The 25,161-nt window shown below is 48.1% G+C and carries 26 protein-coding genes and 1 tRNA gene; 2 read left to right on the plus strand and 25 right to left on the minus strand.

The features are described 5' to 3' along the window. Window position 1: 1 nt before the first annotated feature. The 19 genes from yycF to rpsF form a co-directional block, all read right to left on the minus strand. Window positions 2-727, minus strand: coding sequence for a response regulator YycF (gene yycF / locus ACEN86_RS20615; protein WP_495632346.1), 726 nt, complete (start codon window positions 725-727; stop codon window positions 2-4). A gap of 440 nt (window positions 728-1,167) precedes the next feature. Beyond that, window positions 1,168-2,610: a peptidoglycan DD-metalloendopeptidase family protein gene (locus ACEN86_RS20620; protein ID WP_495632347.1), complete on the minus strand. Its 1,443-nt coding sequence runs from the start codon at window positions 2,608-2,610 to the stop codon at window positions 1,168-1,170. A gap of 206 nt (window positions 2,611-2,816) precedes the next feature. Next, window positions 2,817-3,551, minus strand: coding sequence for a hypothetical protein (locus ACEN86_RS20625; RefSeq protein ID WP_495632348.1), 735 nt, complete (start codon window positions 3,549-3,551; stop codon window positions 2,817-2,819). A gap of 221 nt (window positions 3,552-3,772) precedes the next feature. Next, entirely contained in the window at window positions 3,773-5,059 is a 1,287-nt protein-coding gene (locus tag ACEN86_RS20630; protein ID WP_495632349.1) for an adenylosuccinate synthase, read from the minus strand. A 283-nt stretch (window positions 5,060-5,342) separates the two neighbouring features. Then, complete coding sequence (gene dnaB, locus ACEN86_RS20635; RefSeq protein WP_495634365.1) at window positions 5,343-6,704, minus strand: replicative DNA helicase; 1,362 nt, start codon at window positions 6,702-6,704, stop codon at window positions 5,343-5,345. Between the two features lie 7 nt (window positions 6,705-6,711). Beyond that, window positions 6,712-7,155 (minus strand): 50S ribosomal protein L9, encoded by a 444-nt coding sequence (rplI, locus tag ACEN86_RS20640; protein ID WP_495632350.1) that lies wholly within the window; start codon window positions 7,153-7,155, stop codon window positions 6,712-6,714. Then, window positions 7,152-9,134, minus strand: a complete 1,983-nt coding sequence (locus tag ACEN86_RS20645; protein WP_495632351.1) for a DHH family phosphoesterase — start codon at window positions 9,132-9,134, stop codon at window positions 7,152-7,154. Before ACEN86_RS20645 ends, rplI begins: the two co-directional genes overlap by 4 nt. Window positions 9,135-9,145: 11 nt before the next feature. Beyond that, a complete protein-coding gene (locus ACEN86_RS20650) occupies window positions 9,146-10,063 on the minus strand; it encodes a DUF2232 domain-containing protein (RefSeq protein WP_495632352.1) in 918 nt (305 codons plus the stop codon). A gap of 5 nt (window positions 10,064-10,068) precedes the next feature. Then, complete coding sequence (locus tag ACEN86_RS20655) at window positions 10,069-10,371, minus strand: MazG-like family protein (RefSeq protein WP_433944805.1); 303 nt, start codon at window positions 10,369-10,371, stop codon at window positions 10,069-10,071. Between the two features lie 111 nt (window positions 10,372-10,482). Beyond that, window positions 10,483-10,911 (minus strand): CBS domain-containing protein, encoded by a 429-nt coding sequence (locus ACEN86_RS20660; protein ID WP_495632353.1) that lies wholly within the window; start codon window positions 10,909-10,911, stop codon window positions 10,483-10,485. 211 nt (window positions 10,912-11,122) lie between these two features. Next, on the minus strand, window positions 11,123-12,142 hold the full coding sequence (locus ACEN86_RS20665; protein ID WP_495632354.1) for an LCP family protein: 1,020 nt from the start codon (window positions 12,140-12,142) through the stop codon (window positions 11,123-11,125). A gap of 538 nt (window positions 12,143-12,680) precedes the next feature. Next, complete coding sequence (locus ACEN86_RS20670; protein WP_495632355.1) at window positions 12,681-13,706, minus strand: ABC transporter ATP-binding protein; 1,026 nt, start codon at window positions 13,704-13,706, stop codon at window positions 12,681-12,683. Next, window positions 13,703-14,719, minus strand: coding sequence for an ABC transporter ATP-binding protein (locus tag ACEN86_RS20675; RefSeq protein ID WP_495632356.1), 1,017 nt, complete (start codon window positions 14,717-14,719; stop codon window positions 13,703-13,705). The genes ACEN86_RS20670 and ACEN86_RS20675 overlap by 4 nt, the downstream gene beginning before the upstream one ends. Next, window positions 14,695-15,684: an ABC transporter permease gene (locus ACEN86_RS20680; RefSeq protein ID WP_495632357.1), complete on the minus strand. Its 990-nt coding sequence runs from the start codon at window positions 15,682-15,684 to the stop codon at window positions 14,695-14,697. The genes ACEN86_RS20675 and ACEN86_RS20680 overlap by 25 nt, the downstream gene beginning before the upstream one ends. After that, window positions 15,681-16,649: an ABC transporter permease gene (locus ACEN86_RS20685; RefSeq protein ID WP_495632358.1), complete on the minus strand. Its 969-nt coding sequence runs from the start codon at window positions 16,647-16,649 to the stop codon at window positions 15,681-15,683. Before ACEN86_RS20685 ends, ACEN86_RS20680 begins: the two co-directional genes overlap by 4 nt. 103 nt (window positions 16,650-16,752) lie before the next feature. Beyond that, the gene (locus ACEN86_RS20690) at window positions 16,753-18,465 is read right to left on the minus strand and encodes an ABC transporter substrate-binding protein (protein ID WP_495632359.1); all 1,713 of its coding nucleotides are present in this window, start codon (window positions 18,463-18,465) and stop codon (window positions 16,753-16,755) included. 571 nt (window positions 18,466-19,036) lie between these two features. Continuing rightward, a complete protein-coding gene (gene rpsR / locus ACEN86_RS20695; protein ID WP_082927055.1) occupies window positions 19,037-19,309 on the minus strand; it encodes a 30S ribosomal protein S18 in 273 nt (90 codons plus the stop codon). 22 nt (window positions 19,310-19,331) lie between these two features. Further along, entirely contained in the window at window positions 19,332-19,811 is a 480-nt protein-coding gene (gene ssb, locus ACEN86_RS20700; protein WP_495632360.1) for a single-stranded DNA-binding protein, read from the minus strand. A gap of 40 nt (window positions 19,812-19,851) precedes the next feature. Next, complete coding sequence (gene rpsF / locus ACEN86_RS20705; RefSeq protein WP_495632361.1) at window positions 19,852-20,136, minus strand: 30S ribosomal protein S6; 285 nt, start codon at window positions 20,134-20,136, stop codon at window positions 19,852-19,854. Between the two features lie 258 nt (window positions 20,137-20,394). On the opposite strand from rpsF, the gene ACEN86_RS20710 reads away from it, so the two are divergent. After that, on the plus strand, window positions 20,395-20,592 hold the full coding sequence (locus ACEN86_RS20710) for a YjzC family protein (protein ID WP_127198856.1): 198 nt from the start codon (window positions 20,395-20,397) through the stop codon (window positions 20,590-20,592). 474 nt (window positions 20,593-21,066) lie between these two features. On the opposite strand, the gene ACEN86_RS20715 is transcribed toward ACEN86_RS20710, so the two are convergent. The 4 genes from ACEN86_RS20715 to ACEN86_RS20730 form a co-directional block, all read right to left on the minus strand. After that, window positions 21,067-21,157: transfer RNA gene (locus ACEN86_RS20715), tRNA-Ser, on the minus strand. 73 nt (window positions 21,158-21,230) lie between these two features. After that, window positions 21,231-21,458, minus strand: coding sequence for a DUF951 domain-containing protein (locus ACEN86_RS20720; RefSeq protein ID WP_495632362.1), 228 nt, complete (start codon window positions 21,456-21,458; stop codon window positions 21,231-21,233). A 52-nt stretch (window positions 21,459-21,510) separates the two neighbouring features. Next, on the minus strand, window positions 21,511-22,392 hold the full coding sequence (locus ACEN86_RS20725) for a mechanosensitive ion channel family protein (protein ID WP_495632363.1): 882 nt from the start codon (window positions 22,390-22,392) through the stop codon (window positions 21,511-21,513). A gap of 51 nt (window positions 22,393-22,443) precedes the next feature. Beyond that, entirely contained in the window at window positions 22,444-22,707 is a 264-nt protein-coding gene (locus ACEN86_RS20730) for a putative Se/S carrier protein (protein WP_495632364.1), read from the minus strand. A gap of 189 nt (window positions 22,708-22,896) precedes the next feature. On the opposite strand from ACEN86_RS20730, the gene yyaC reads away from it, so the two are divergent. Beyond that, window positions 22,897-23,550 (plus strand): spore protease YyaC, encoded by a 654-nt coding sequence (yyaC, locus tag ACEN86_RS20735; protein ID WP_495632365.1) that lies wholly within the window; start codon window positions 22,897-22,899, stop codon window positions 23,548-23,550. On the opposite strand, the gene ACEN86_RS20740 is transcribed toward yyaC, so the two are convergent. Both ACEN86_RS20740 and ACEN86_RS20745 read right to left on the minus strand, forming a co-directional pair. Further along, on the minus strand, window positions 23,477-23,977 hold the full coding sequence (locus ACEN86_RS20740) for a DUF4446 family protein (RefSeq protein WP_495632366.1): 501 nt from the start codon (window positions 23,975-23,977) through the stop codon (window positions 23,477-23,479). The two genes, yyaC and ACEN86_RS20740, sit on opposite strands and share 74 nt — an antisense overlap. Window positions 23,978-24,003: 26 nt before the next feature. After that, window positions 24,004-25,146: an aminotransferase class V-fold PLP-dependent enzyme gene (locus ACEN86_RS20745; protein WP_495632367.1), complete on the minus strand. Its 1,143-nt coding sequence runs from the start codon at window positions 25,144-25,146 to the stop codon at window positions 24,004-24,006. Window positions 25,147-25,161: the final 15 nt, after the last annotated feature.

The following is a 25,161-nucleotide window of genomic DNA, read 5'->3' on the forward strand; positions in this document are numbered from 1 at the left end:
GCTAGAGCCCACCCGTCTTCGAGCTGCGCATCAGGTACCCGAGCCCCCGGCGGGTCAGGATATATTCCGGCTTGCTCGGATCGTCCTCAATCTTCTCCCGCAGGCGGCGAATGGTCACATCCACGGTTCGCACATCTCCGAAATATTCAAATCCCCACACAGCCTGAAGCAGATGCTCCCGGGTCATCACCTTACCGGCGTTACGCGCCATATAATACACAAGCTCATATTCACGGTGAGTCAGATCAAGCGGTCCCCCGCTCTTATATACGGTATACATGTCTGTATCTATGAACAAATCGAACAAATGAAGTCCCTGCTTGCCGCCGTTCTCCGCGTTCCCAGCGGTCTCGCCCGGCTTACTCTGGCGGCGGCGCATCTGTGCCTTCACTCTCGCCAGCAGCTCTCTTGTGCTGAAGGGCTTGGTGACGTAATCATCCGCACCTAGCTCCAACCCAAGCACTTTATCAATTTCGCCATCTTTGGCGGTCAGCATAATGATCGGGGTCTCCAGCTTGGCGCGTACCTCGCGGCACACATCCATGCCATCCTTGCCGGGGAGCATCAGATCCAGCAGGATCAGATCCGGGTGTTCAGACAGCGCAAGATCCACCGCACTGATTCCGTCGAAAGCAAGAATGACCTCGTAACCCTCTTTTTCCAAATTGAACTTTAGAATATCCGCAATGGGCTGTTCATCGTCTACCACTAGAATTTTCCCCTGCATTCTCTCTTGTCACCCCATATTTTCAGGCCTCTCGCCCACGCTTCTTCTATTTTAACATACCTGAACCCCCGCATCCTAAACTGGCATAAAAATAACCTGAAAGGACCATGCCCCCTCCCATTCTCCCATTCAGGCAACCCAAAAAGGGCACTCCGAACACATCTATCTGTGTTCGGAGTGCCCTTGTGCCAGCCTCCTGTATAAGTTGAACTTAAAGAATTACATTAGGCAAGAGTGTGAAATGATTCTGTAGAAGCGAAGCGACCGCCTACAAGCTTTCTGAAAGAAAGCTGCATCGGAAGCATATGCTTTGTCTCCGGATTTCAACCATACCGCTGTGGTTAATCAAGAAATCTGGAGGCGGGCAGCGGCCGAAAGTCCAAGCATTTCCCTGTAGTTACGACCTTACCTCAAATGTAAAACTTTAGCTGCGTCTTATGTCAGCTTAAATATTTGATCGGGTTCTGCAGCGACCCGTTCTTATGAATCTCGAAGTGAAGGTGAATACCGAAGGAATGACCCGTATCGCCCATGATGCCGATCGACTCACCGCGCTCCACCTTATCTCCCCGCTTCACATCAATCCGGCTGAGATGCCCGTACAGCGTCTCATATCCATTGCCATGGCTGATGACAATACAGTTCCCATATCCTGTCTTCACCCCGGCAAAGCTGACTCTGCCGCCGTCTGCCGCCAGAATGCGATAGTCAGCGGAGATCATGTCAATTCCCTTGTGCATCTTATTCCAGCGCTCACCGAAGGTGCTGGTGATGGAATGCGCAGTGACAGGCCATGCGAAGCGGCCGGAGCCTGAAGTGCTGGCCACCTTGGTTCCTTGAAGAATAACCTTCGGCTGTGAAGGGCTTGTGACCTGCTGACTTAAGAACTGCTTCTGAACCACCTGCCCGTTCTCCTTCACAACCCGGAAGGACATAAGCTTCTTGCCGCTTACCCCGGGTGCGACGACCTTGGTCACGCCTTTCCGAAGCTGGTTGGTCTTCCGAACTTCAATCTCCGGACTCGTGACAGCTTCCTTGGCGATGCTCTCCACCGTCTTCACGGTAAGGACAGGCTCGCTGGACGTCTGCCTCAGACTCTCACCGATCTGCAGCGCCTTCTCCTTGATCCCCGGATTCATGCTCATGAGCTCCTTCCGGCTGATTCCGGCCTGCTTTGCAATAGAGCTGAAGGTATCTCCGGGCTTCACCTCATAAGTCACCAGTTCCTGTCTGCCTTGGGTCAGCAGCTTCACCGCTTCTTCCGGAGACAATACCTTTGCCGGGTCGGTCTCGACCTGACTCTGATCGATCTTCTCTACAAAGGCGGCCGACTCCAGCCGCTCTTTGGGCTCAGCCGCTGTTCTCCTGGCCGATGCCCCGGGTGAATATGAAGTATGCACAATCTTGTTTGCAAAAGCAGGTTCATCTTCCGGTATGTACTTGTTCTTCACTTGGTTAAGTACGAAAGCTGCTGAAGCTTTATCTTTTACAATACCGATAACTTTCCCGTCTACCTTCAGTTCTACCCCCATTGCGGTAGGCTTCAGAAGCTTATCCAGCTCCCTGAGAGCCGTATCCTGATCAATATCGGCCTTATAGGCCTTCTCGAACACAGTGGTAACCTGCTCGGTATCAACCTGGATGTTGACATCCGGATATTTAAGCTTGAACTCAGCCTGCTTACGGTTATACAGCTTCGCAAGCTCTTCCTTGTGACGAACCGTGCCTACTTCCTGCCCGTCCTTGTATACACGATAATAAGGTACTGTATTCGCTTCGACGTAATGCTGTCCTGCCCAGAACAGACTTCCAGCTGCCAGCAGGCCTCCAGCCGCAGCGACTATGCTTAAGCGCAATTTAGATTTTGTATTGGAACCTTTCATGCTGTTCTCCTTTTTCACGGTTGTTTAAAAGGTTTCAAAATTTTAACCTTTTTGACACTTAATAACCTTAACATATCCAGTACGAGCATTTCAACTTTACCAAAAAAGCTAAAAACCCGCCTAAAATGCGGGTTTATCCCATATACCTCATATTGGCACGATTAGGATTTTGGTGACATTTTTGTTAATACCCTTGGGTCCATGGGTTATTTCCCCAGAACCTTCATGACTTTGGCGTACTCATTTTTGTCTAAATACTTGGACATGATCTGCTGAATCTGGATCATTTCCGCCTCCGTGAGTCCATCCTCCAAGGAGGCTGTAATCGACTGCATCTCGCTTTGCGGCAGCTTGGCCATCAAGATTTGAAAGATGTCCTCCTTGTCCTTATCCGGCAGTTCCTTTTTCTTTGCGGCCAGATCATCAGGTGTGACCACAATACTATCCTTGGCTCCGGCAGAGGACGACGAGGCTTCTTCAGTCTGGCCTCCCATAACGGGAAGGGCATTGTCAGGGACATCTCTCGTGTCCTTCGTATCTGTGGGATTACTACTTTTGTCTTCATCATTATAACTCGATCCTTTGGAAGTATGATCGGCTCCCTCGGTTCCTTGAGCGCTGCTGGAGCTGCTGAATTCGCTGCTGCTCGTGCCTGGGGATGCACTGCTTGTATTTTCCCCAGCTGCCTTATTTTCATTCGTAACTCCAGACTTTTCGCCGGGGCGGACAGCTGTCTTGTCTGCCTTTGACACTGAACCAACGCCTACGGCGCCTTGTAACAGACCCCCAAAGCCTGAGGGCTGGCCCTCCCATTTTATATTCAGACTCGTTAATAAGGACTGGACATAAGCACTCACAACATAGCCGGTTGTAAGCATAGTTATCCCGCTGACCAATACGGTGCCCAGCACGATCAGGCCGATCCTCGTAACCCATTTCAAATTGGTTCCCTCCTTCTCTCTGACATTCTAGCTCTACTTATATGGATTGAACTAAAGACTGCTTGATCGATTTCTTAGCGTTACAAGCAGTTCCCGAATCAAACGTTCATATCTTTAGTTCATTCCATATAGTAGTCAGTATGGACGGATTCCCTGGCTTTTCTACTTCCTAGCACAAAAAAAGCCCCTTTCCGTAGAAAGAGGCTTGCTGCAAATGAAGCTTATTCGTAAATTGGCAGTACTTGATTCGTCTGATTCCGGTTACGGCCTACAGAGAAGATGGCGATTGGGATCCCTGTCAGCTCGGATACCCGTTTCACGTAGTTGCGAGTAGTCTCTGGAAGGTCCTCCAGCGTCTTCGCACCCGTAATATCCTCGGACCAGCCTGGAAGCTCCTCGTATACCGCTTCGCACTCTGCCAGCATCTTCAGGCTTGCAGGGTAGTGGGTGATCACCTCACCGCGGAATTTGTATCCTGTGCAGATCTTCACTGTCTCAAGACCGGTCAGGACGTCCAGGGAGTTCAGGGACAAGCCGGTCAGGCCGCTTACACGGCGCGCATGGCGGACCACCACGCTATCGAACCAGCCCACACGGCGCGGACGGCCTGTTACGGTTCCATACTCATGACCTGTCTCGCGGATGAGATCCCCAACTTCATCATGAAGCTCTGTAGGGAAAGGACCATCACCGACACGGGTCGTGTAGGACTTGGCTACCCCGATGACCTGCTTGATCTTAGAAGGCCCTACACCGGAACCGATACATACGCCGCCAGCGGATGGGTTGGAAGAAGTAACGAACGGGTAAGTACCTTGGTCGATGTCGAGCATCACGCCTTGCGCACCCTCGAACAGGACCTTGCGATCTTCGTCGATCGCATCGTTAAGCACTACGGACGTATCTGTAACATACGGACGAATAAACTCTGCATATTCCAGGTACTGCTTAAGGATTTCCTCCACATCCAGCGGTTCTGCACCGTACACCTGCTGGATAACGTGGTTCTTCTCTTTTACCAGATGGCGGAGCTTAAGCTCGAACTCTTCCGCATCCAGCAGATCGGCGATACGAATGCCGTTTCTAGCCGCTTTATCCATGTAAGCCGGTCCAATCCCCTTGCGGGTTGTACCGATCTTGTTCGGTCCTTTACGGTCCTCTTCAAGCGCATCCAGCACCATATGGTAAGGAAGGATGACATGCGCACGGTCGCTGATCTTCAGATTCTTCGTGCTGAATCCGTTCTCGTGAATATATGTGATCTCCTGAATCAAGGCTTCCGGATTAATGACCATTCCGTTCCCGATGACACAGACCTTGTCTTCATAAAAAACACCGGATGGAATCAAGCTCAGTTTGTACTTCTTGCCATCAATCAGTATAGTATGACCGGCGTTGTTACCGCCTTGATAACGGGCCACCACATCAGCGCTCTCCGCCAGATAATCCGTGATTTTGCCTTTGCCTTCGTCTCCCCATTGTGTGCCCACAACGACTACTGTTGACATGTACATTCCCCCGCGCGGTGCACTCGCACCTTTATTTTCATTCAGAATAGACGCCTTGTCCGCGTCTATGGATGGTTCATAGCTTAGCTGTCAATCCATATAGCTTCTCGAACGTCTTGAACTTTATACATAATGTATCCATTTACTGCCCTAAAGCAGCAATACAAGTGTACCAGCCTGCTTTTTCAAAGTCAAATCAAAAACGAACAATCCCACACCTCGGTGCAGAATTGTTCGGAAATATGCCTAGTTATATGAAGATGAGTTCGATAGTTCAAATTGCTTATCCGGCAAAAGGATCCGCATGAGCCCGCTCATAGTTCGCGAACTTGTTATAATTCTTCAAGAATACCAGCTCCACGGTGCCTACCGGACCGTTACGCTGCTTGGCAATAATAATCTCGATAATATTCTTCTTCTCGGTCTCCTGATTGTAGTAATCATCCCGGTATAGAAAAGCTACGATATCGGCATCCTGCTCGATGGAACCCGATTCCCGAAGGTCGGACATCATCGGACGCTTGTCCTGACGCTGCTCCACACCCCGGCTGAGCTGGGACAGTGCAATTACGGGCACTTCAAGCTCACGGGCAATCTGCTTCAGCGTACGGGAGATCTCGGATACTTCCTGCTGGCGGTTCTCGCCAGCCTTCCCGCGCCCGTGAATCAGCTGCAGGTAGTCGATCACGATCATGCCAAGGCCTCTCTCTTTCTTGAGGCGGCGGCATTTAGCCCGGATATCCGCCACGGTGATGCCCGGCGTATCATCGATATAGATCTCGGCTTCCGAGAGAGCCGCGATACCCATCGTCAGCTTCGACCAATCGTCATCGCTCTTGAAGTCTCCTGTCCGCATCACACTGGCGTCCAGATTCGCTTCCGCACAGATCATCCGCTGTACCAGCTGAGCCGCGGACATCTCCAGACTGAAGATGGCTACAGTCTCCTTGCTTCGCACGGCGGCATTCTGTGCGATATTCAGGGCAAATGCCGTCTTACCTACAGAAGGACGCGCCGCTACAATGATCAAATCATTTCGCTGGAATCCGGCAGTCATCTTGTCCAGATCCACGAAACCGGACGAGACACCGGTTGTCGTACCCTTGTTCTGATGAAGGACCTCTACGCGCTCGAAGACTTCCATAAGCACATCACGGATAGCAATAAATCCGCTGCCGGATCGTCCGTTGGAGATCTCGAGAATCTTTCGCTCCGCATCGCTCAGCATTCCGCCCACATCGTCCCCGTTCGTGTACCCGTCACTTACGATCTGGGTCGCGGTACGAATGAGCCGGCGAAGCATCGATTTCTCTTCTATAATTCGAGCATAATAATCTACGTTCGCTGCTGTCGGCACGGCATGTGCTAGTCTAGCCAGGTGGCTGACCCCGCCAATTTCCTCGAGCTCGCCTTTATCCTGCAGGCGGGAGGTCAGCGTGATCAGATCAATAGGCTGGTTCGCTTCGCCAAGCTCGATCATGGTCTCATAGATCATTTGATGGGACTTATCGTAGAAATCCTCGGTACGCACCCGTTCCATCGCTGTAATCAGCGCTTCGGACTGGAGCAGAATGGCACCGAGAACCGCCTGTTCCGCCTCTAGGTTCTGAGGAGGAATTCGATCGACAAATAACTCTGTGCCCATGCCCATGTTATTCCTCCGTCACTTGGACCTTGAGCGTTGTTTTCACTTCAGGATGAAGCTTCACCGTAACCTGGGTTACACCGAGTGTACGAATAGGATCGTTCAGTTCGATCTTCCGTTTGTCGATCTTCACGCCAAGCGCCTGCATAGCTTCCGCAATCTGCTTGCTTGTGATCGCTCCGAACAACCGGCCGCCTTCGCCCGATTTGGCCTTCAGTCCCACGGTCATCTCTTCAAGCTTCTTGCCAAGCTCTATAGCTTCTTCCTTCTCCTGCTGTTTACGCTTAAGCTCTGCTGCAGATTGATTCTCAAGTGTCTTCACATTCCCCTGTGTTGCTGGCTTAACAAGACCTTTAGGGAGCAGGAAGTTCTGTGCGTAGCCTTCCGATACTTCCTTCACCTGTCCCTTTTTACCTTGTCCCTTTACATCCTGCAAGAATATTACTTTCATTCAAATAACCCCTCTTCTTTTTCGATTTCATCTAATACTTCAAGCAGCCTTCTCTCGGCTTCAGCCTGTGAGCATTCCAGCTGGGCGGCTGCATTCGTGAGATGTCCCCCGCCGCCAAGCCGCTCCATGACCACCTGCACATTCATGGTACCCAGCGATCTCGCGCTGATCCCAATCATGCCGTCAGGCCGGCTGCTGATAACAAAAGAAGCCAGCACGTTCGTCATATTCAGCAGCGTATCGGCAACCTGGGCGATCAGCAGCTGCGGTATTTTGCGATTCGGCTCGGTTACCGCAAGCGCAATATGCCCATGGATCATGCGGGCATGCTTGATGATCTCTGCCTTCTCGATATACTCCTGAAGATCTTCCTTCAGAATGCGCTGCACCATTACAGTGTCCGCACCCCCGCGCCGCAGGAAGCCCGCCGCTTCAAAGGTCCGTGATCCGGTATGAAGCGCAAAGTGCTTCGTATCAACGGTTATTCCCGCAAGCAGCGCAGTAGCTTCAAGCGGACTGAGCTCAACTTTCTCATGAATATACTGAAGCAGCTCAGTCACCAGCTCGCTGGCGGATGAAGCATAAGGCTCGAGATACACGAGCACCGCTTCGTTAATGAATTCCTCACCCCGGCGGTGATGATCCACAATGACTACCCGGCGGGCTTCCTCCACAAGTCTAGGCTCCATTGTCATCGATGCCTTGTGGGTGTCCACAATAATAAGCAGTGTATTCTCTGTCATAAGCGCCATGGCTTGATCTGGGCTGATGAACCTTCTTCGTAAAGCCTCGTCCTTCTCAATACGTTCCATAATACGTTCAATTGCCGGGTTATCCCCGTCCAGCACAATATGGGACTCGACATTGTACATATCCGCTGCCTTCAGAACTCCGATCGAAGCTCCAATCACATCGAGATCCGGCACCCTATGGCCCATGATGATGACGCGGTCGCTCTCCTGCATTAAATCGCGGAGCGCATGAGCAATGACACGTGCCCGAACCCGGGTGCGCTTCTCTACCGCCGTCGTCTTGCCTCCATAGAAGCTCAGACGCTGGCCCGACTTCACAGCAGCCTGGTCACCCCCCCGGCCAAGGGCCATATCCAGACTGGATTGGGCAAGCTCCCCAAGCTCACTGATACTGCCTGACCCAAAGGCAAGCCCGATACTAAGCGTCATCGGTACCTTCAGATCCGCGGTCATTTCCCGCACCTCATCCAGAATCACGAACCGGCTCTGCTCCAGCTCCTTCAGTGACAGATGATTGAACATCATCAAGTACCGTTCGGAGGACAGACGGCGTAGGTATACCTTATACTGCTTGGCCCAAGCCGTCAGGGAAGAAGCCACTCTTGCAATCAACGCAGCACGCTGCTGGTCGTCCATTCCCTGGGAAGCCTCGTCCAGATTGTCCAGCATGATAATGCCTAGCGCCAGACGCTCGTCCTCATATTTCTCCCGCAGAACAGCAAGCTCGGTCATGTCCTGTACATAGATCATCCGCTCATCGGCTTGTATCGTTAATTCATAGTTACGGTCATTGATAATAACCTCTACCGTAGAACGATTATGGTCGCCCTCCCGCTTGTCTCTGGACAACTGGGGAAGAGGAGGCAGCAGCTCGGTAAGCGGCTGCCCTACCACAGTTCCCCGGCCGAACATGCCGGCCACGAAGCGATTGTGCCACTCCACCGTCTTATCCTCAGCATACAGAATAACACCGAACGGAAGCCGGCTGATGGCTTCGCCCTCCACTCTTTTGATCCGAAAGGTCAGATCCGTAATGTACTGGACCATCTCCTTGCGGAATCTGCGCTCTGCTTGCAGCATTACATAAGCCAAGGCTCCTACCAGACACATACTTACCAGACCCAGAACCCAATTGTAATAGGATACGAAAATGACAAGCAGCAGCATGAGCATGAACGCCCACACGGTCTGATAGCCGTACCAGCGCTTTTGCAATAAATTTGGCATGCCTTCTCACCCTATCGTCTTGATCTAGTAACCATGTCCCGCAGTGGAAATGCAATGTCGAACAAACCGATAATCCAAAGTGGGTGAATAAATATAATCGCTACCGTCAGCAGGATAGGAATGACCATATTCCACTTCTTCACATAAGCCAGATAGAAGAAGAAGCCTGCCGCCTGAATAATAAAGCCGAATTGAAGGAGCGGCATCAGGTTGAAGAGCACGGTTCCGAGGAACCCTTCTCCTGCAGCAGCACCTGCAAATAGCTGAATAATGAGCCCAATGCAGTAATACCAGACCAAGGAACGAGGCAGCCTAAGCTCGCGGAACGGCTTCATTTTGGGGGTGATTTGCCCCAGACTGCTTAAGGTTGGTCTTGAAATAGCATGCGTTACCGCAGCTATAGCCAGCGAAGTCACCGTCATGGTAAAAGGAATCGTTCTTACCAGATCCGACAGCAGCTCTGTCTTCTTCTCCGTCCAATCCAGCCCTGATGCCAGATTACTGCTAGTCATATCCCGCAGCGGAGTCGCAGCAGAGTTAATGACATTCTCAATGGTCTGTGCGAGATTGAAATCGAAGAACACCGTGCTGACCAAGAGCAGTAGAATGAACTCAGTCAGAATCGTCGCAGCTCCTACAAGGAGCGTACGCGCGGCCGACGCACGTGTCTTATACAGATGTCCCATAACAATAGAAGGGATCAAGAAATACAGCGGCACCAATATAAAATAAGGACCTAACAAATACATCAGTAGCAAGAGCACAGGTACAACGTGCAGTATAAAAGAAATCCTCGACAAGGTCGTGTACAAGATCACGCCCGGCACCAGAAGGAACAATACCGTGACCATAGTCAGCGGTGTTACCAGAGATAGCAGGAGCAGAAAATAGACTATGCTCCAGGCAACAGATGTCCAGTGAAATTTCAATAGGTTCACCTCTTACGCATATGTTCTTCCAATGCAGAAATATCTTGATACCAATCTTCAAGCTGATGGCCTTCCTGTTTATGCCTTTTCAGCTTCTCCATAATACTCTCATCCAAATCACGGAATGAGATCCCAAGTCTTCGTCCCAGAATATACCCACTAACAATCAGACTGGCCAGACTATCCGTGATCCGGGTCGTGCTGCCTTCCCATAGAGCTTTGAACAGACGGGACACGTGATCAACCACTTCGGTTTTTAGCCATTCAATGACCTTGGCCCTCTTGGCCACATCCATTTCTTTATGCATGGTAGACCGATCACTCTCTCTCCTAGAAAAAGCTTTATTCTCCATTATAGCATAAAATCATTTCCTGCCACCTTAGCCCGGATGGGCCGGTAAGCGGGCTGCTGCCCGGTCCTATGGTCTCTGTGCCGTCTCACTTCGGGACACAAATTTCTCACAATATTCGATGATCTGACTCCGTCTAACTATACCTATGAAGCGGTTCATATCATCCACAACCGGGACAAAGTTCTGTACCTTCGCCAGATTGATCAGATCCTCCATATCTTCATCGATCGAGACCGGTTTGTTATCCACCCGAAGCGGGATATCTTTGAGCAGGAACTTGGAAGCGTTCTCGAAGGTTATCTTTCCTTTGGAATTCTTCATATACCAGAGCAGGTCCCCTTCCGTTACGGTTCCTACATATACTCCCGTCTTATCAATAATAGGAACGGCCGTATATCGGTGGTATTCCATGCGCTCCAAAGTCTGTCTTAAGGTTGCATCCAGGGTTACCGAGACCACATCACTTTTCGGGAGCAAAAAAAATGCAATATTCATTTCGAAAATAATCCTCCTCTATCCTTTCTCTGCACAGGAGAAAGTATAAGTCCCCCTATTGGTACGTATCAGGACGGACATTGTTCCGCCCAAGGCGAAAAAATCGGCAGCCGGTACTCCGGACTGCCGAATAGATGTCTAACTTGCTCATATACAGAATGGATCCAGTCCAAGAGTCGCTTCTGTATATATTATGGCATCTCATGAACAATCATTCAATTACTTGCTTCTCCGGAAGCAGAAGCTGTGCGTCTGTCGTATCTGGATTTGACCAGCTTTCTATCAGTTTCTCGGCATAGTCTACATCTTTCTGGTCTGCCAGATCATAGAATACATTATTAATGCGGGTTCCCTTACCCATAATCGTATAACTATAGATCTGAGGCGGATTATCTCCGGTCAGCAGCTGCTTCGCAAGATCAATAATATTGTTTGGCAGAATATCTGTCTTGAAATTAGCGCCGGCGATATCCATAAGTTCAGGAATTTTGGACACCTGATCGAGCTGAAGCACTCTTTTTACCATGGCATTTAAGAAAAGTTGGTGTCTCTTAGTCCGGTTAAAGTCACTATCCTCACGATAGCGTACAAAGTTCAAGGCATCCTTGCCGTTATAGATCGGCTGGTTCGCTTTGATCGTAAATTTCTCGTGGTCCTTATCCTTATTCACAATATCCTTGGTAATCGGGAGCTCCACCCCGCCAAGGGCGTCCACGACATCCCGGAGTCCCTTAAAGTTAATCGCGGCGTAATACTCGGCCTGATGTCCAAGGAAAGCTTCCACCGTATCTTTGGACATCTTCTCCCCGCCAAATGCGTAAGCGTGATTGATCTTATCCTTCTTGTTCCGGCCGACAATCTCGGTATACGTGTCTCTCGGAATCGAAATAAGCAGAACCTTGCCTTCTTTAGGACGTATTACAGAGTAGATCATCGTGTCCGAACGAGCAGGCTCATTGTCCCGCTGGTCTACACCCAGCAGCAAGGCTGTGAACGGCTTGGTCTGATATACCACCGGCTTTGGCTGCTCTCCTTGCAGAGGTGCATAAGACTTCTGCAGCTTCTTCTCCACATGATCAGATAAAAACAAATCAAAAGCCATAACTGCCAAAGGTTTCCTATATACATATATACCCGAGCCGAGAAGAACAGCAACAAGGAGAATAATTCCCCAGGTTCTCAGCCGGTTTCTCTTCTTCGGCTTTAATCTTGTCAATGATTGTTCCTTCATAAACCTGCCTCCAATTATATACTGCTTGAAGACGACTAGTCTTCATTTAGATCTATGTCTTACATGTCCGCTGACATCCGCATCCTACCTGGCAGCCATGATTACAGTCGTATTCAAGGAATCCGTCAAAAGTAATTGTTGCTATATCTATACCTGTCTATATCAATCTATTTCTCTATCTCTATAGGGACTTACACCGCTTATACCGAAGCTCAGTTCGTTCCGGCCTCCGCCCTCCCTTAATTTCCAAATACAACTCTATTCTCCATTGTACCTACCAGGAATCGCCAAAACACTACAAAAAGGTTAAAATCGCCTTACCCATCGACCAATATAACCTAAGTAACTAGCATCTATCAACTATTAAACACTGGTAGTACTGCTAAATGGTATACAGTTGTTCACTTTAGCAGCAGCATGAATCCTTCTTGCCCAGCGGGTAATTCTTAAATTCAACTTATGTAGAGCACTTCTAATTGATCACAAAAAAACGGGCAGAGAATCTCTTCTCCACCCGCTACACTGACCTTGATTACAACTATTGAAGATTCTTCAATTCATTGCCTTCAAGCAATGGGAAGTGGCAGGCAACTTGTCTGCCTGGAAGGACTTCTTCCAGCAGCGGTTCGACCTGACTACATTTCTCCTGTGCAAGCGGACAGCGAGTATGGAACCTGCAGCCGGAAGGCGGGTTCGCAGGGGATGGAACATCCCCCTTCAATACAATACGCTCCCGTTTGCGGGTTGGTGATGGCTTGGGAATGGCAGACAACAGCGCTGCTGTGTATGGATGAAGCGGATGAGCGAACAGCTCTTCCGTCTCGGCTACCTCGACCATTTTACCAAGATACATAACCCCTACCCGGTCGGAAATATGACGAACTACATTAAGACCGTGGGCGATGAAGAGGAAAGTAAGGCCCAGTTCCTTCTGCAGCTTCATCAGCAGGTTGATAACCTGGGATTGGACAGACACGTCCAGGGCAGACACAGCTTCATCCGCCACAATGAACTGTGGATTGAGCGCTATTGCCCGGGCAATGCCAATCCGCTGACGCTGACCGCCGGAGAACTCATGCGGGTACCGATTGCGTCGAGTTGGGTCAAGACCAACCAGTTCCAGCAGTTCAACCACACGTTTATCAATTTCTTTGGCAGACATATGGCGGTGAACGCGAAGAGGCTCACCAATAATATCTTTGACCAGGAAACGAGGGTTCAAAGAACCGAATGGATCCTGGAATATAATCTGCATTTCCTCACGAAGCTTACGGAGCTCGGAGTTGTTCAAGGAATGCACATCTACGCCATTGAACAGAACCTCGCCCTCTGTAGCGCTTTGCAGCTTAAGGACAACACGGCCAAAGGTAGACTTACCGCATCCGGATTCACCTACAAGTCCGAACGTCTCCCCTTTACGAATGGAGATCGACACATCGTCTACGGCTTTAACATTTCCGACTACACGGTTGAATAGACCGGCTTTAATCGGAAAATACTTCTTAAGGTGCTTAACCTCAATCAGATTTTCTTGGCTTTCAATTTTGGGTTCCTGCATACTCATTTTGTCTCGCCCCCATTTCTGCCAAGTACCACAGGTGCCTTATCCTCATACAGCCAGCATACGGCAGAATGATCATTGCCTACCTTGAAGTCAAGCGGCTCTTGGGTCTTGCACTTATCCATAACATGCGGACAACGAGGGTGGAAGCGGCAGCCGCCTGGAAGGTTGCCGAGACCTGGAATTGTACCTTTAATGGTATACAGCTCCTTGCCCCGAGTCCCTTCGAAACCTGGGATAGACTGGAGCAGCCCTACCGTGTAAGGATGTGAAGGGTTCGCAAAAATCTCTTCTACCGTTCCCTCCTCCACAATGGCCCCAGCATACATAACCGCAATCCGGTCAGCCATCTCTGCCGCTACACCCATATCATGGGTGATCAGCAGAATGGACATGCCCAGCTCCTGCTTCAGCTTCTGAAGCAAATCCAGAATCTGTGCCTGAACCGTTACGTCCAGAGCCGTAGTAGGCTCATCCGCGATCAGAAGCTCAGGATTGCAGGCCAGAGCTACCGCGATAACGACACGCTGACACATCCCGCCTGACAACTCATGCGGATACTGCTTCGCCCGAATTTCAGGTGCTGGAATACCTACCATCCTAAGAAGGTTAATGGCCTCTTTCCATGCTTCCGAATCACTCTTGTTCTGATGAAGCCTAAGACTCTCTGCAATCTGCTCCCCTACCGAGAATACCGGGTTCAGGGCTGACATAGGGTCTTGGAAGATCATTGCAATTTTGTTGCCGCGGATCTTGCGCATCTGTTCTTGATCTTTAGCGGCAAGATCATCCCCGCGGAATTTGATCTTTCCATCCAGAATTGAACCGCCGGCATAATCGATTAGACGCATAATTGATAAGGACGTGACACTCTTCCCACTACCGGATTCTCCTACGAGGCAGAGTGTCTTTCCTTTTTCTATAGTTATAGAGATATTGTCCGTGGCTTTCACGAACCCCTTCTCTGTCATGAATCCGGTTGTCAGATTCTCTACTTCGAGTAATCTTTCCGCCATTTGTTCAGCCTCCTCCGGGATTGCTTCTTCTTCTGTCTAGGATCCAAAGCATCACGGATGCCGTCACCTACAAAGTTAACAGCCAATACCACGAGCAAGATACATAATCCTGGGTACACGGCCTGCAAAGGATCGATCAGCATGAACTCTTGAGCATTGCTGAGCATCTTACCCCAACTCGTATCTGGTTCTTGTACCCCTAGGCCAAGGAATGACAAGGCAGATTCACTAAGAATAGCTCCACCAACCATCAAGGTTGCATTGACGATAATCGGAAAGCTGGCATTGCGTAGCAAATGTCTGAAAATAATTCCCCAGCTCGACACCCCGATTGCCTTAGCCGCTTCCACATACTGTGTCTCACGCAACTGCAAGAAGGTTCCCCGTACCAGACGGGCTACGCTCATCCAGCTCGTGAACACCAAGATCATAATCATATAACTAACTTTTGAACCGAAAATCGCCAGTACGAGTATGTTCAGGAATAGCAGCGGGATTGAGTTCATCACGTCAACAAAACGCATGAAGATCGTATCGAGCCAGCCGCCAAAGTATCCGGCGAGCGAACCAATCAGGGATCCAATAATAACCGATGCTGCAGCAACAGCGAAGCCTACCAGCAAGGAGATACGTGAACTGTACAGCAGTCTTGAGAAAATGTCCCTCCCCAGCTCGTCTGTTCCCAGCAGATGGTTATCTGTTCCTGCCGGCAAATTTGCGAACATAAGGTCAATATGTGATGGTTCATATGGAGCAAGTAAAGGTGCTAGTATAGCAGCAATAACAAAGATGAGTACTACAACCAATCCTGTCATCGCATATATGTTACGCGAAAATTTCTTCCATACCGTCATCCATGGACCCGGCGGCTTCTTGAGGGGAGCAGTCGGCTGTACATCCTCTCTCTGAGGCTGTACGCTAGGCTGTCCACCCGGTGCAATATCATTATTGAGGTTCGCACTCATGCCGATCTTCCTCCCTTACCCAGCTGAACCCTTGGGTCAACCACAGCATATAATATATCGGCAACAAGGTTACCAATGATCACAACCACCGCCGTGATTAACGTAATTGCCATAAGAACCGAATATTCCCGGGCTACAGCCATGTCTATGAACAGGCGTCCCATCCCCGGCCAGTTAAATACACTTTCTGTCAGAGCTGCGCCGCCGACCAGGATTGGCAGATCCAGACCCAGGACAGTAATAATAGGAATAAGAGCGTTGCGCAAAGCATGCCGGAAGATAACCTTTCTTTCTTTTACCCCTTTTGCACGAGCCGTACGGATATAGTCCTGTTCTAATACTTCCAGCATACTGGAGCGGGCATACTTGGAATAAGCAGCCAGGAAGCCCAAGGTCAGCACGGTGACAGGCAGGATTAGATGCATGAATAGATTACCGATATCCCCCTCTTTTCCCATAGCCCACATATCTGAAAGCGGCAGCCAGTCCAATTTAATTGCGAACAGCTCCTGCAGGAGAATACCGAACCAAAATGTTGGCATGGCAAAGCCTATATAAGAAACAAATGATGCTGTCTGATCCGAAAGTCCGTATTCCTTAGTACTATTGTAAATTCCCCACGGAATTGCGATCAGCATAGACAGAAACCAAGCCACGCCCATGAGTACTACCGTGTTGCCTACCGTAGGCCATAGAATCTGTCCTACTGGAAGATGATTCTTAAATGTATACCCAAGGTCACCTTTCAGAAGTCCGCCTACCCACTTCACGTATTGCACGGGTACCGGTTGATCGAGCCCTAGATTGTGTGCCTGTATCTTTGCTGCTTCCTGCGACAGACCCGGTGCCAAGAAAATTTTAGTAGGTCCACCCGGAGCAGCATGAATCAGGCCAAAAGTAATGAGTGTGATAAGAAACAGAACCAAAATAGACTGCAGAACCCGGCGAATGAAATATTCAGTCATTAACGATCCTCCCAGGATTGCACATTAGTACAATCAATTTAAGCCTGAAAACAAAAAAGGGAGAGGAGAAGATTCTCCTTCCCCCTCGTTTGTGATCTTGCAATTATTGAGTTACCCACCAGTTCTGAATGTGGAAGAAATAACCGTAAGGTAATGATGCTTCTGGTGCGTCTGCTTCAGCATATTTCACGCGTGATCCCAGACCTTCTGGCTGACCATATTGATACAGGAATACATATGGAAGATCAGTAGAGATTTCTTTACCAACTTCTTCGTAAATCTTCTTACGTTCTGCTTGGTCAACTGTTGAATAACCTTCTACCCAAAGCTTATCGAGCTTCTCGTTCTTGTACCAGCCCATGTTTTGACCAGTTGGCGGGAAGTATTTGGAAGAGAAGGTTTGCTCGCCATCTGGGTCCGGGTTGTTCAGGGACCAAGACAAGAGTACTGCTGGGAACTTACCTGGAGTCAAGTTATTATCAGCCCAGGAAGAGAAGTCAATTGCTTTAGGTGTAACTTCGATACCAACTTCTTTCAAGTTCTGCTGAATTACAGCAGCAACCTGTTGACGACGGCTGTTACCTGCGTTGTATTGAAGCTCGAATGAGAATCTGTGACCATCTTTAGTCAAGATGCCGTCGGAGCCTGCAACCCAACCATCTTCAGCAAGGAGTTTCTTAGCTGCAGCAGGATCGTATTTATACTCAGTAACTGCAGATCCTGGATCAGCCCATGTACCTGGAAGGAACGGTGCATTGAGTTTAGTACCGGTACCCTTAAGAATATTATCAATCATACCTTGGCGGTTAAGCGCGGTAGCAATCGCTTGTCTTGTCTTCTGCCCAGTGAATGGTACAAATTTGTCTGGGAAGTTTTCTGGTTTGAAGTTAAAGGCTACATATTCATACAACGGACCTGGGGCAAGAAGAACTGAAATTCCACTTTTCTTCTTCACGGCCTCAATTTGAGTAACAGGGATAGCTTGGATCAGGTCAGTGTCTCCCTTGATCAATGCGGATACCTCTGTGTTCTGATCCGCGTAGATTTTATATACTACTTTGTCGATATGCGGCTTTTGACCCCAATAGTTAGGATCTTTATCAAATGTAAGGTACTGCTTTTGTTTCCACTCTGTCCATTTCCAAGCTCCGTTAGTAACCGTCTTGGCAGGATCCTTACCGTAAGGGTTGTCTTTCAGCTGCTCAGGCTTCACATCTTTAAGAACGTGATAAGGAATCAGTTGGTTGAACAAGCTGTATTGGAATGGTGCAAAAATTTGCTTAAGTGTAATCTTAACCGTTTGATCGTCAACTTTCTCGAGTTTGTCTACCTTATCAAATTGCCCGATACCCGGTGAACCTGCTTTAGGGTCGCGGAAGGTGTTAATTGTAAAGATAACGTCATCCGCTGTTACTGGCTGACCATCGCTCCATTTCGCCTCTTTCTTCAGCTTAACAGTGTAAGTTTTACCATCAGCTGATACTTCAAGAGGAGAAGCTGCAAGAGACCAAGGCTCTGCTGTAAGGTTACCTTTACGATCCAGGTCATACAGATTGGCCATTACAAATCTCGCTGCATCTGAAGAAGCGGAGTCAGCTACGAAAATCGGGTTAATCGATACGATATCAGAGAAGCTGCTGAAAGTCAGTGTTCCACCATCAACCGGTTTATCTGTAGATTTGCTAGCATCTACTGCGGAACCTGTTGGGGCTTTAGTGCTGCCCTCATTTGATTTGTTATTGCTGCATCCTACAAATAGCGCTCCAACCAACGTTAGTGTCGCCAATAGGGCAATCCATTTTTTTGTTTTAACCATAAATGTTCCTCCCATTTCTCAATTTTGAAAGCTTTCCTTACTGCCCTCCGGGTCGAAGCTAACCTCACGTGTTCCTAATTCTGTCTACGATATGAATGAACTGCTTCATCCATAAGCTTACGTGGGCTGTGGGACCCCCCTCATGTTTCAGAATCCTAGAAATGTTTAATTAACTTCTAATATATTGTTGATCAATATATCCTAATAAAAAAAGCAATAATATACATAAGTTTACTCGGAATTATAATTTTACTGGCAATACTTGGCTGTCCCCCACCGGTTTTTTTGTTAACCATGGGTCAATTTTAATGTTAATGCCTTCCATTATGTTTTCCAAATAAAAACAAGTATATTATTAATGCTATGATTCATTATTAGTAAATAATATACATTAAATTTACTAAAATTCCAACTATAATTACAGTTTGTCTTTAATTTTTTTTTAATGTAACGTATAGAAAATACTTTTCACTCTGCTTTTTAGTGTTTTACAATCTTAATCAGAGCTTAAAATTAACTTCTGCATAACAAAAAAAGCAGCCAATAAATTGGCTGCTTTCCGTAATTCATACTACTCCGTTGTGTAAGGCAACAATGCGATTTGACGGGAGCGTTTGATTGCAATTGTCAACAAACGTTGGTATTTTGCGCTAGTGCCGGTTACACGGCGTGGCAAAATTTTTCCGCGTTCGCTGATAAATTTCTTCAGCAATTCAGTGTCTTTATAGTCAATGTGAGTAATTTTGTTCACAGTGAAGAAGCACACTTTACGACGTTTGTTACGGCCGCCACGGCGAGCCGGTCTTTTGTCGTTGTCTCCGCCTTCTCTTGGTTTAAAAGCCATGCTGTATCAGTCCTTTCCAATATTAAAATGGCAAATCGTCATCCGATATGTCGATCGGTTTTCCGTCATCGGAGAATGGATCTTGATTGCTTCGGGAATTGTTGTTGCCGCCACGGTTCGCACCGCCGCCGCCTCCACCAAACGCTGGAGCTTCTTCCCGTTGACCGCTTCCGCCACCTTCTCGATTCGACTCCAAGAAACGGACATTATCGGCGATGACTTCGGTCACGTATACACGTTTACCTTCGTTATTATCGTAATTCCGTACTTGAATGCGTCCTTCGACTGCGGTCAGACGACCTTTACGCAAGTAGTTGGCACAAGTCTCTGCCAGCTGTCTCCACGTAACGACCGGTATAAAGTCCGCTTCACGTTCTCCGCCTTGTGAGGTGAATGGTCTGTCTACCGCAATGGTAAACTGGGTGACCGCCACGCCCGCAGGGGTATAACGCAGTTCTGGATCACGGGTAAGTCTTCCGATGAGAATGACACGGTTCAACAATCTGGTCCCCTCCTCTGAGCGATAAATTTACAAACACATATTAAGCAACGTCTTTTGTAATGAGATAACGGATAACTTCGTCGGAAATTTTCAAAATACGTTCCAACTCGTTAATCACTTCTGTAGTCGCAGTAAAGTTCACTAGAACGTAAACTCCATCACGAATCTTGTTGATCTCATACGCAAGCCGGCGTTTGCCTAAAACATCATGCTTTGTAATTTCCCCGCCGTTTTGGATGATGCCTTGGAATTTTTCGACTACAGCTTGAAGAGCTTCTTGTTCAAGATCTGGACGAATAATGTACATCACTTCGTATTTGCGCATATCTTTCACCTCCTCTTGGACTCACGGCCCCCAATGCATTGCTTGGGAGCAAGGAGCGAGCGTAAACTCGCACCATAGTAATATAACAAATTTGAAAGCCCGATGCAAGTGAAACTGAATGAAATAAAGAATATATGTTCCTAATCCGTTATGAACTTCCATGTCTCTTTCACCGCTTCTTCACATGAACAGCCAGTAGAGCGAGCACACTAAGGTGGTCTGACAACTACTCCAATAATGGAAGGGAGATCATTGATTATGGGCGAACAGACTGAGTTTGAACCCGGAGATAAAGCGCCTAACCCGGGCATTTATACGGAGGTGGGTGAAGCGCGCAGCTTCCATACCCAGATTCAAGATCCGAAACGTGTTGAGCTGGAACGCGGAGACATCTTCCCGGAGACAAGCAAAAAGAATCGCAAATGGAAAAAGGCCGAAAAGGCACGTGTTCACTAATGTATTTTTTTACCATTTGTTACAATGTATAAGCTTTAGTCATTCTGCACATTCTATCTTTAGACGGCGTACAAGAGAGGTGTGGTTCCGTTGGACGTGTTCAGCGAAACATCCGTTAGGAGTCTTATTCACAACTCGATGTACAGTGTAATTTAAAGAAATATCCGGTGCTTCTTCTGTGAAGAAGGAGTTACGGGGTAGGCTTTAGTTCTCTGGTTAGGAACGTGAGGTGCCCAAGGAAGACCCCTCTTCCTGGAGCTTCCAGCGTAAGGTTGCATTTGCCGAATGTCTCCTGCATTTGTGTGAGAGAAGAATTCCGAATCGTGCGCCGTCTACCACAAAGAGGTCCCCTTTTGGGGGCCTTTTTAATTTGGCTTGTTAACTAGCTAATGAATTCTGCAGCAACAAAAAAACCTCCGCAAATTAACGGAGATTTGTCTAATTACTTATTAATATTCTTGTTAAAGTCAGAAGTGGCGGAAAGAGTGGGATTCGAACCCACGCACGCCTTGCGACGCCTAGCTGATTTCGAGTCAGCCCCCTTGGGCCTCTTGGGTACCTTTCCGCAGCAATAATGATTTTATCATATTGAAATCCAGTTTGCAATATAAGTTGACTGGGTTTTGTCTCCACAGACCTTACTCTACCGGTGTTTTCTCGCTGCCAGGCTCCCCTTCTACTGATCGGAGTACCTTCTTCATATTCTTCTCGAACTTGGCCCTTGGAATGAGCACACTATGCTTGCAGCCTACACATTTAATTCGTATATCCATACCCATCCGGATAATCTCCATTTCATTGCTGCCGCACGGGTGATTTTTCTTCATTTGAACGATATCACCAAGCTGAAATGTTTTGCGTTCCAATATATACAACTCCTTCGCTCCATGTTAGGCATAGGTTACTTTCAAATATCCCTTACGCCTCAGCTGCAAGCCCATTCTTGTCTGCATCCAGGGCTTCCTTCGCATAAGTCTGGATCTCCCGCTCTACTTCGGAACGTTTGCCAGGCAAGCATTCCGCTGCGATTCTCACGACGTATTCACTCGTTGTAATGGACTGAACTCCTAATACGTTAGGCACATTCGCCAAGCCTTCTGTGTTCTCTTTTAATTCCGTCATGGACTTTCTTAGAATTTCGAGGCAATCATCCAGCTTTCTCTGGTTGCTTATTGGAATATCAACTACTGCAAGTGCATTATTAAGCGAATAATTGGTTACATTCGTAATCATGCCATTAGGAATAATATGTACCTCGCCCGTCCAGCTAACCAGTCTGGTTGTACGCAGCCCAATAATCTCTACAGTCCCTTTCAGGGTACCCGTCTGGATCACATCTCCTACTGCAAATTGATCCTCAAGTATAATGAAAAATCCAGTGATCACGTCTTTGACCAGGCTTTGTGCACCGAATCCGATGGCTAGACCGAATACCCCTGCTCCCGCAAGCAGCGGAGCCAACTCAACTCCAAACTCTCCGAGCAGAAGCATGATCATTATAAAGTTACTCGCTATCGATATCACATTCTTGAGCAGCTCACCTACGGTCACGAATCGGCGGGGATTCACATTGATACGGCTTTCCTCGTGGCGTTGAAGAGAATGGTCAATGAATTTGAATACAATTTTGATAAATAAACGGGTAATGATCATGATGACTATAATTCTTATGCAGGAAAATAGTACGCTCTCCCACATATCTATATTCGTGAACCAATCCCAAATTTTACTTTTCCAAGTTAACGCTGCTTGTACCGCTTGATTTGTTGCTCCGTATGATGCATCTGCAGCGAAGAACATGGCACTCCCTCCTCTATCCATACAACCAACCTTGACTTAATTAATGAAATTTCATTCCGACTCTATATCCATCGTAACATAACCCTGCTTCTCTTTCGAATAGATCCCTCTAATCTCTACCCTCTCTGATTTTATAATATTCTTCACCACAGGCAAACTCTCAGGATCAAATTGAATAGACAGCGCACACCCCGCTGTGATCTCCTTCGGTGTGGGGAACAGATCCATCTCCACTTCGGAATATTCAAGCAGCATCTCCGCGCGCAGCGCCTGCTGGGTAGAATCAAAGGCCATCACAAGCCAATTATCCATCATTATACGTTTCTCCTTCTTAAGCGGAATAGCAGGCGTTCCTCCAAGTATAAAATCTTTCTAATCTTCATATACTAACTACTATCACCAAGTCCCGTCCTCATGTTCTATTAGGCCCATCCTTATATGAATTCTACGTTACTCGTGTCAGTTCGATAGCGCTCTCCTATATTGAATGGAAAGGAAGATTTTATGTCTCATACAGATCCAACCCTTGCGGCCCAGGAGATCCCCTATTTGAAAATACTACATACTGAGCCCGGCATACATTCGGCAATTATTCATCGGCTTCTTCTCCATTTCGCCAAGCTGACAGCCAGGCAGGAGATTGTCATTGTCTGTATTGGTACTGACAGGTCCACAGGGGATTGTCTGGGCCCTCTTGTTGGAACAGCCCTAGCCAAGCTGCAGTGCAGCAACTTCCATCTCTATGGTACCCTGGATGATCCTGTGCATGCCATGAATCTTCAAGATACTCTTCTTCACATACAACAGGTGCATGATAACCCATTTGTAATTGGAATCGACGCGTGCCTGGGCCAATCATCCAGTGTAGGCTGTATTCAGGTGGTTCACGGTCCTCTTCGTCCCGGTGCAGGGGTAAATAAAGAACTGCCGCCGGTCGGCGATATCCATCTTACGGGCATCGTCAATGTCGGCGGCTTTATGGAATATTTTGTATTACAGAACACTCGGCTTAGTCTTGTAATGCGTCTGTCTGATATTATTGCAACTAGCCTATATGGAGCTATAAAAGAATGGGACCGCAGCTTCAGGCCTCTTGTTCGGCGAGAAGAATGGCGTCCTTTTCCTCAGGAGAGAGCGAATAAGGCGACTCCCCTTTAACGACTGGCTTCGCATATACATAAGAGCCATCCCGATTGTAGATTCCGGTTAGAACGATTCCGTCCTGCTGGCTATCTATGAATGCCACAGAGAAGCTAAGTTCATTCCCTCGTTCATTAAAGGCATTATATCGCTTAATGCCTATTTTTGCTTTTTGCTTAGGAAGCAGATTCTGGATGGATTGCAGTTGCCGCTGCTGATCCCCCTGCTCATCCTCAATAGAATCTAGTTGGACCTTAAGGTCAATCAACAGGGTCTCCAGATTCTCTACCCCAGCCCCTGCCATCATAATCTCGTACTTACGGCGCATCTTCTTCAGCTTGCTTCCCTGTACGATATTCCAGATGAGAAATAAGATAAACAATAAGGCGGTTCCCACGATGATGAATCCCAATTGCTCGCTGATAAGTTTATTCCATTCCTGCATGCCTGGCTCTACCCCTCTATAATGATCTATGCTCTATATAACTGCTGCATGGCCTCTATTAGTGCGTACACGTCTTCGGCAGTTGAAGAGTAACCTATGCTTGCTCTTACCGCTCCCGTTAAAGTAGTGCCAGCTGTCTCATGTCCTAACGGAGTACAATGGAAGCCGGCTCTCACTGCAATTTGGTACTCCCGATCAAGACGAAATGCCACTTCAGCAGCATCTTGATCCGCAACGTTAAAAGTTACAATTCCCGTTCTGGGCGCTCCCAGTTCTGGACCGAGCAAGCTAATACCTGGGATCTCGGAGAGCCCTCGCATCAGCTCCTGTGTCAACAACCATTCCCTGCGGTAAATGTTCTCTACTCCCTCTGCAAGCACCTCTCTAACCCCTTCACCTAAGCCGGCAATACCTGCCGTATTGGGGGTGCCTGCTTCATAACGATCCGGACGAACGGAGGGCTGTTCCACCTCTTCGGATTGGCTCCCTGTCCCTCCATGCAGATGAGGAACCAAATTAATCTCAGGACTTATATAGAGCCCGCCTGTCCCCTGAGGTCCAAGTAAGGATTTATGTCCCGGAAAGGCAAGCATATCTATTTCCATGTCCTTCACATGGATGGGATAAGCTCCTGCTGTCTGTGCTGCATCGACAAGCAGTACGGCTCCATGCTGATGAGTCAGTGCAGCGATCTCTTCAATGGGCGCAATACTTCCAAGCAGATTGGAGCTATGACTGCACACCACTAATCGAGTATTTTCCCTAAAGGCACTCTTCATACTTAAAAGGTCAATTTCGCCCTTCTCATTTACACATATATACTCAACCTTAACCCCCATAGTACGCTTTAGAAACTCCAGTGGACGCCTTACCGAATTATGCTCCACCATTGTAGCAAGCACATGATCCCCTGGTTGAAGAAACCCCTTAATTGCAAGGTTAAGCGCACTGGTCGTATTGGATGTAAAGGCGATATCTACGGGGTTCTCTACTCCGAGAAGAGTGGCCAGACGGCTTCTTGTCTTCATCAGGACTCTGCCGGCTTGAATAGCCATTGCATGGTTCCCTCTGCCCGGATTCGCTGCAGTTCCCGATAGCGCTTCTTGCACTGCCTCAATAACTCCTGCGGGTTTAGGCCACGAGGTCGCTGCATGATCTAAATAAATCACTACTTCCCACCCTTC

The organism is Paenibacillus sp. Paensp111 (genome assembly GCF_059492195.1).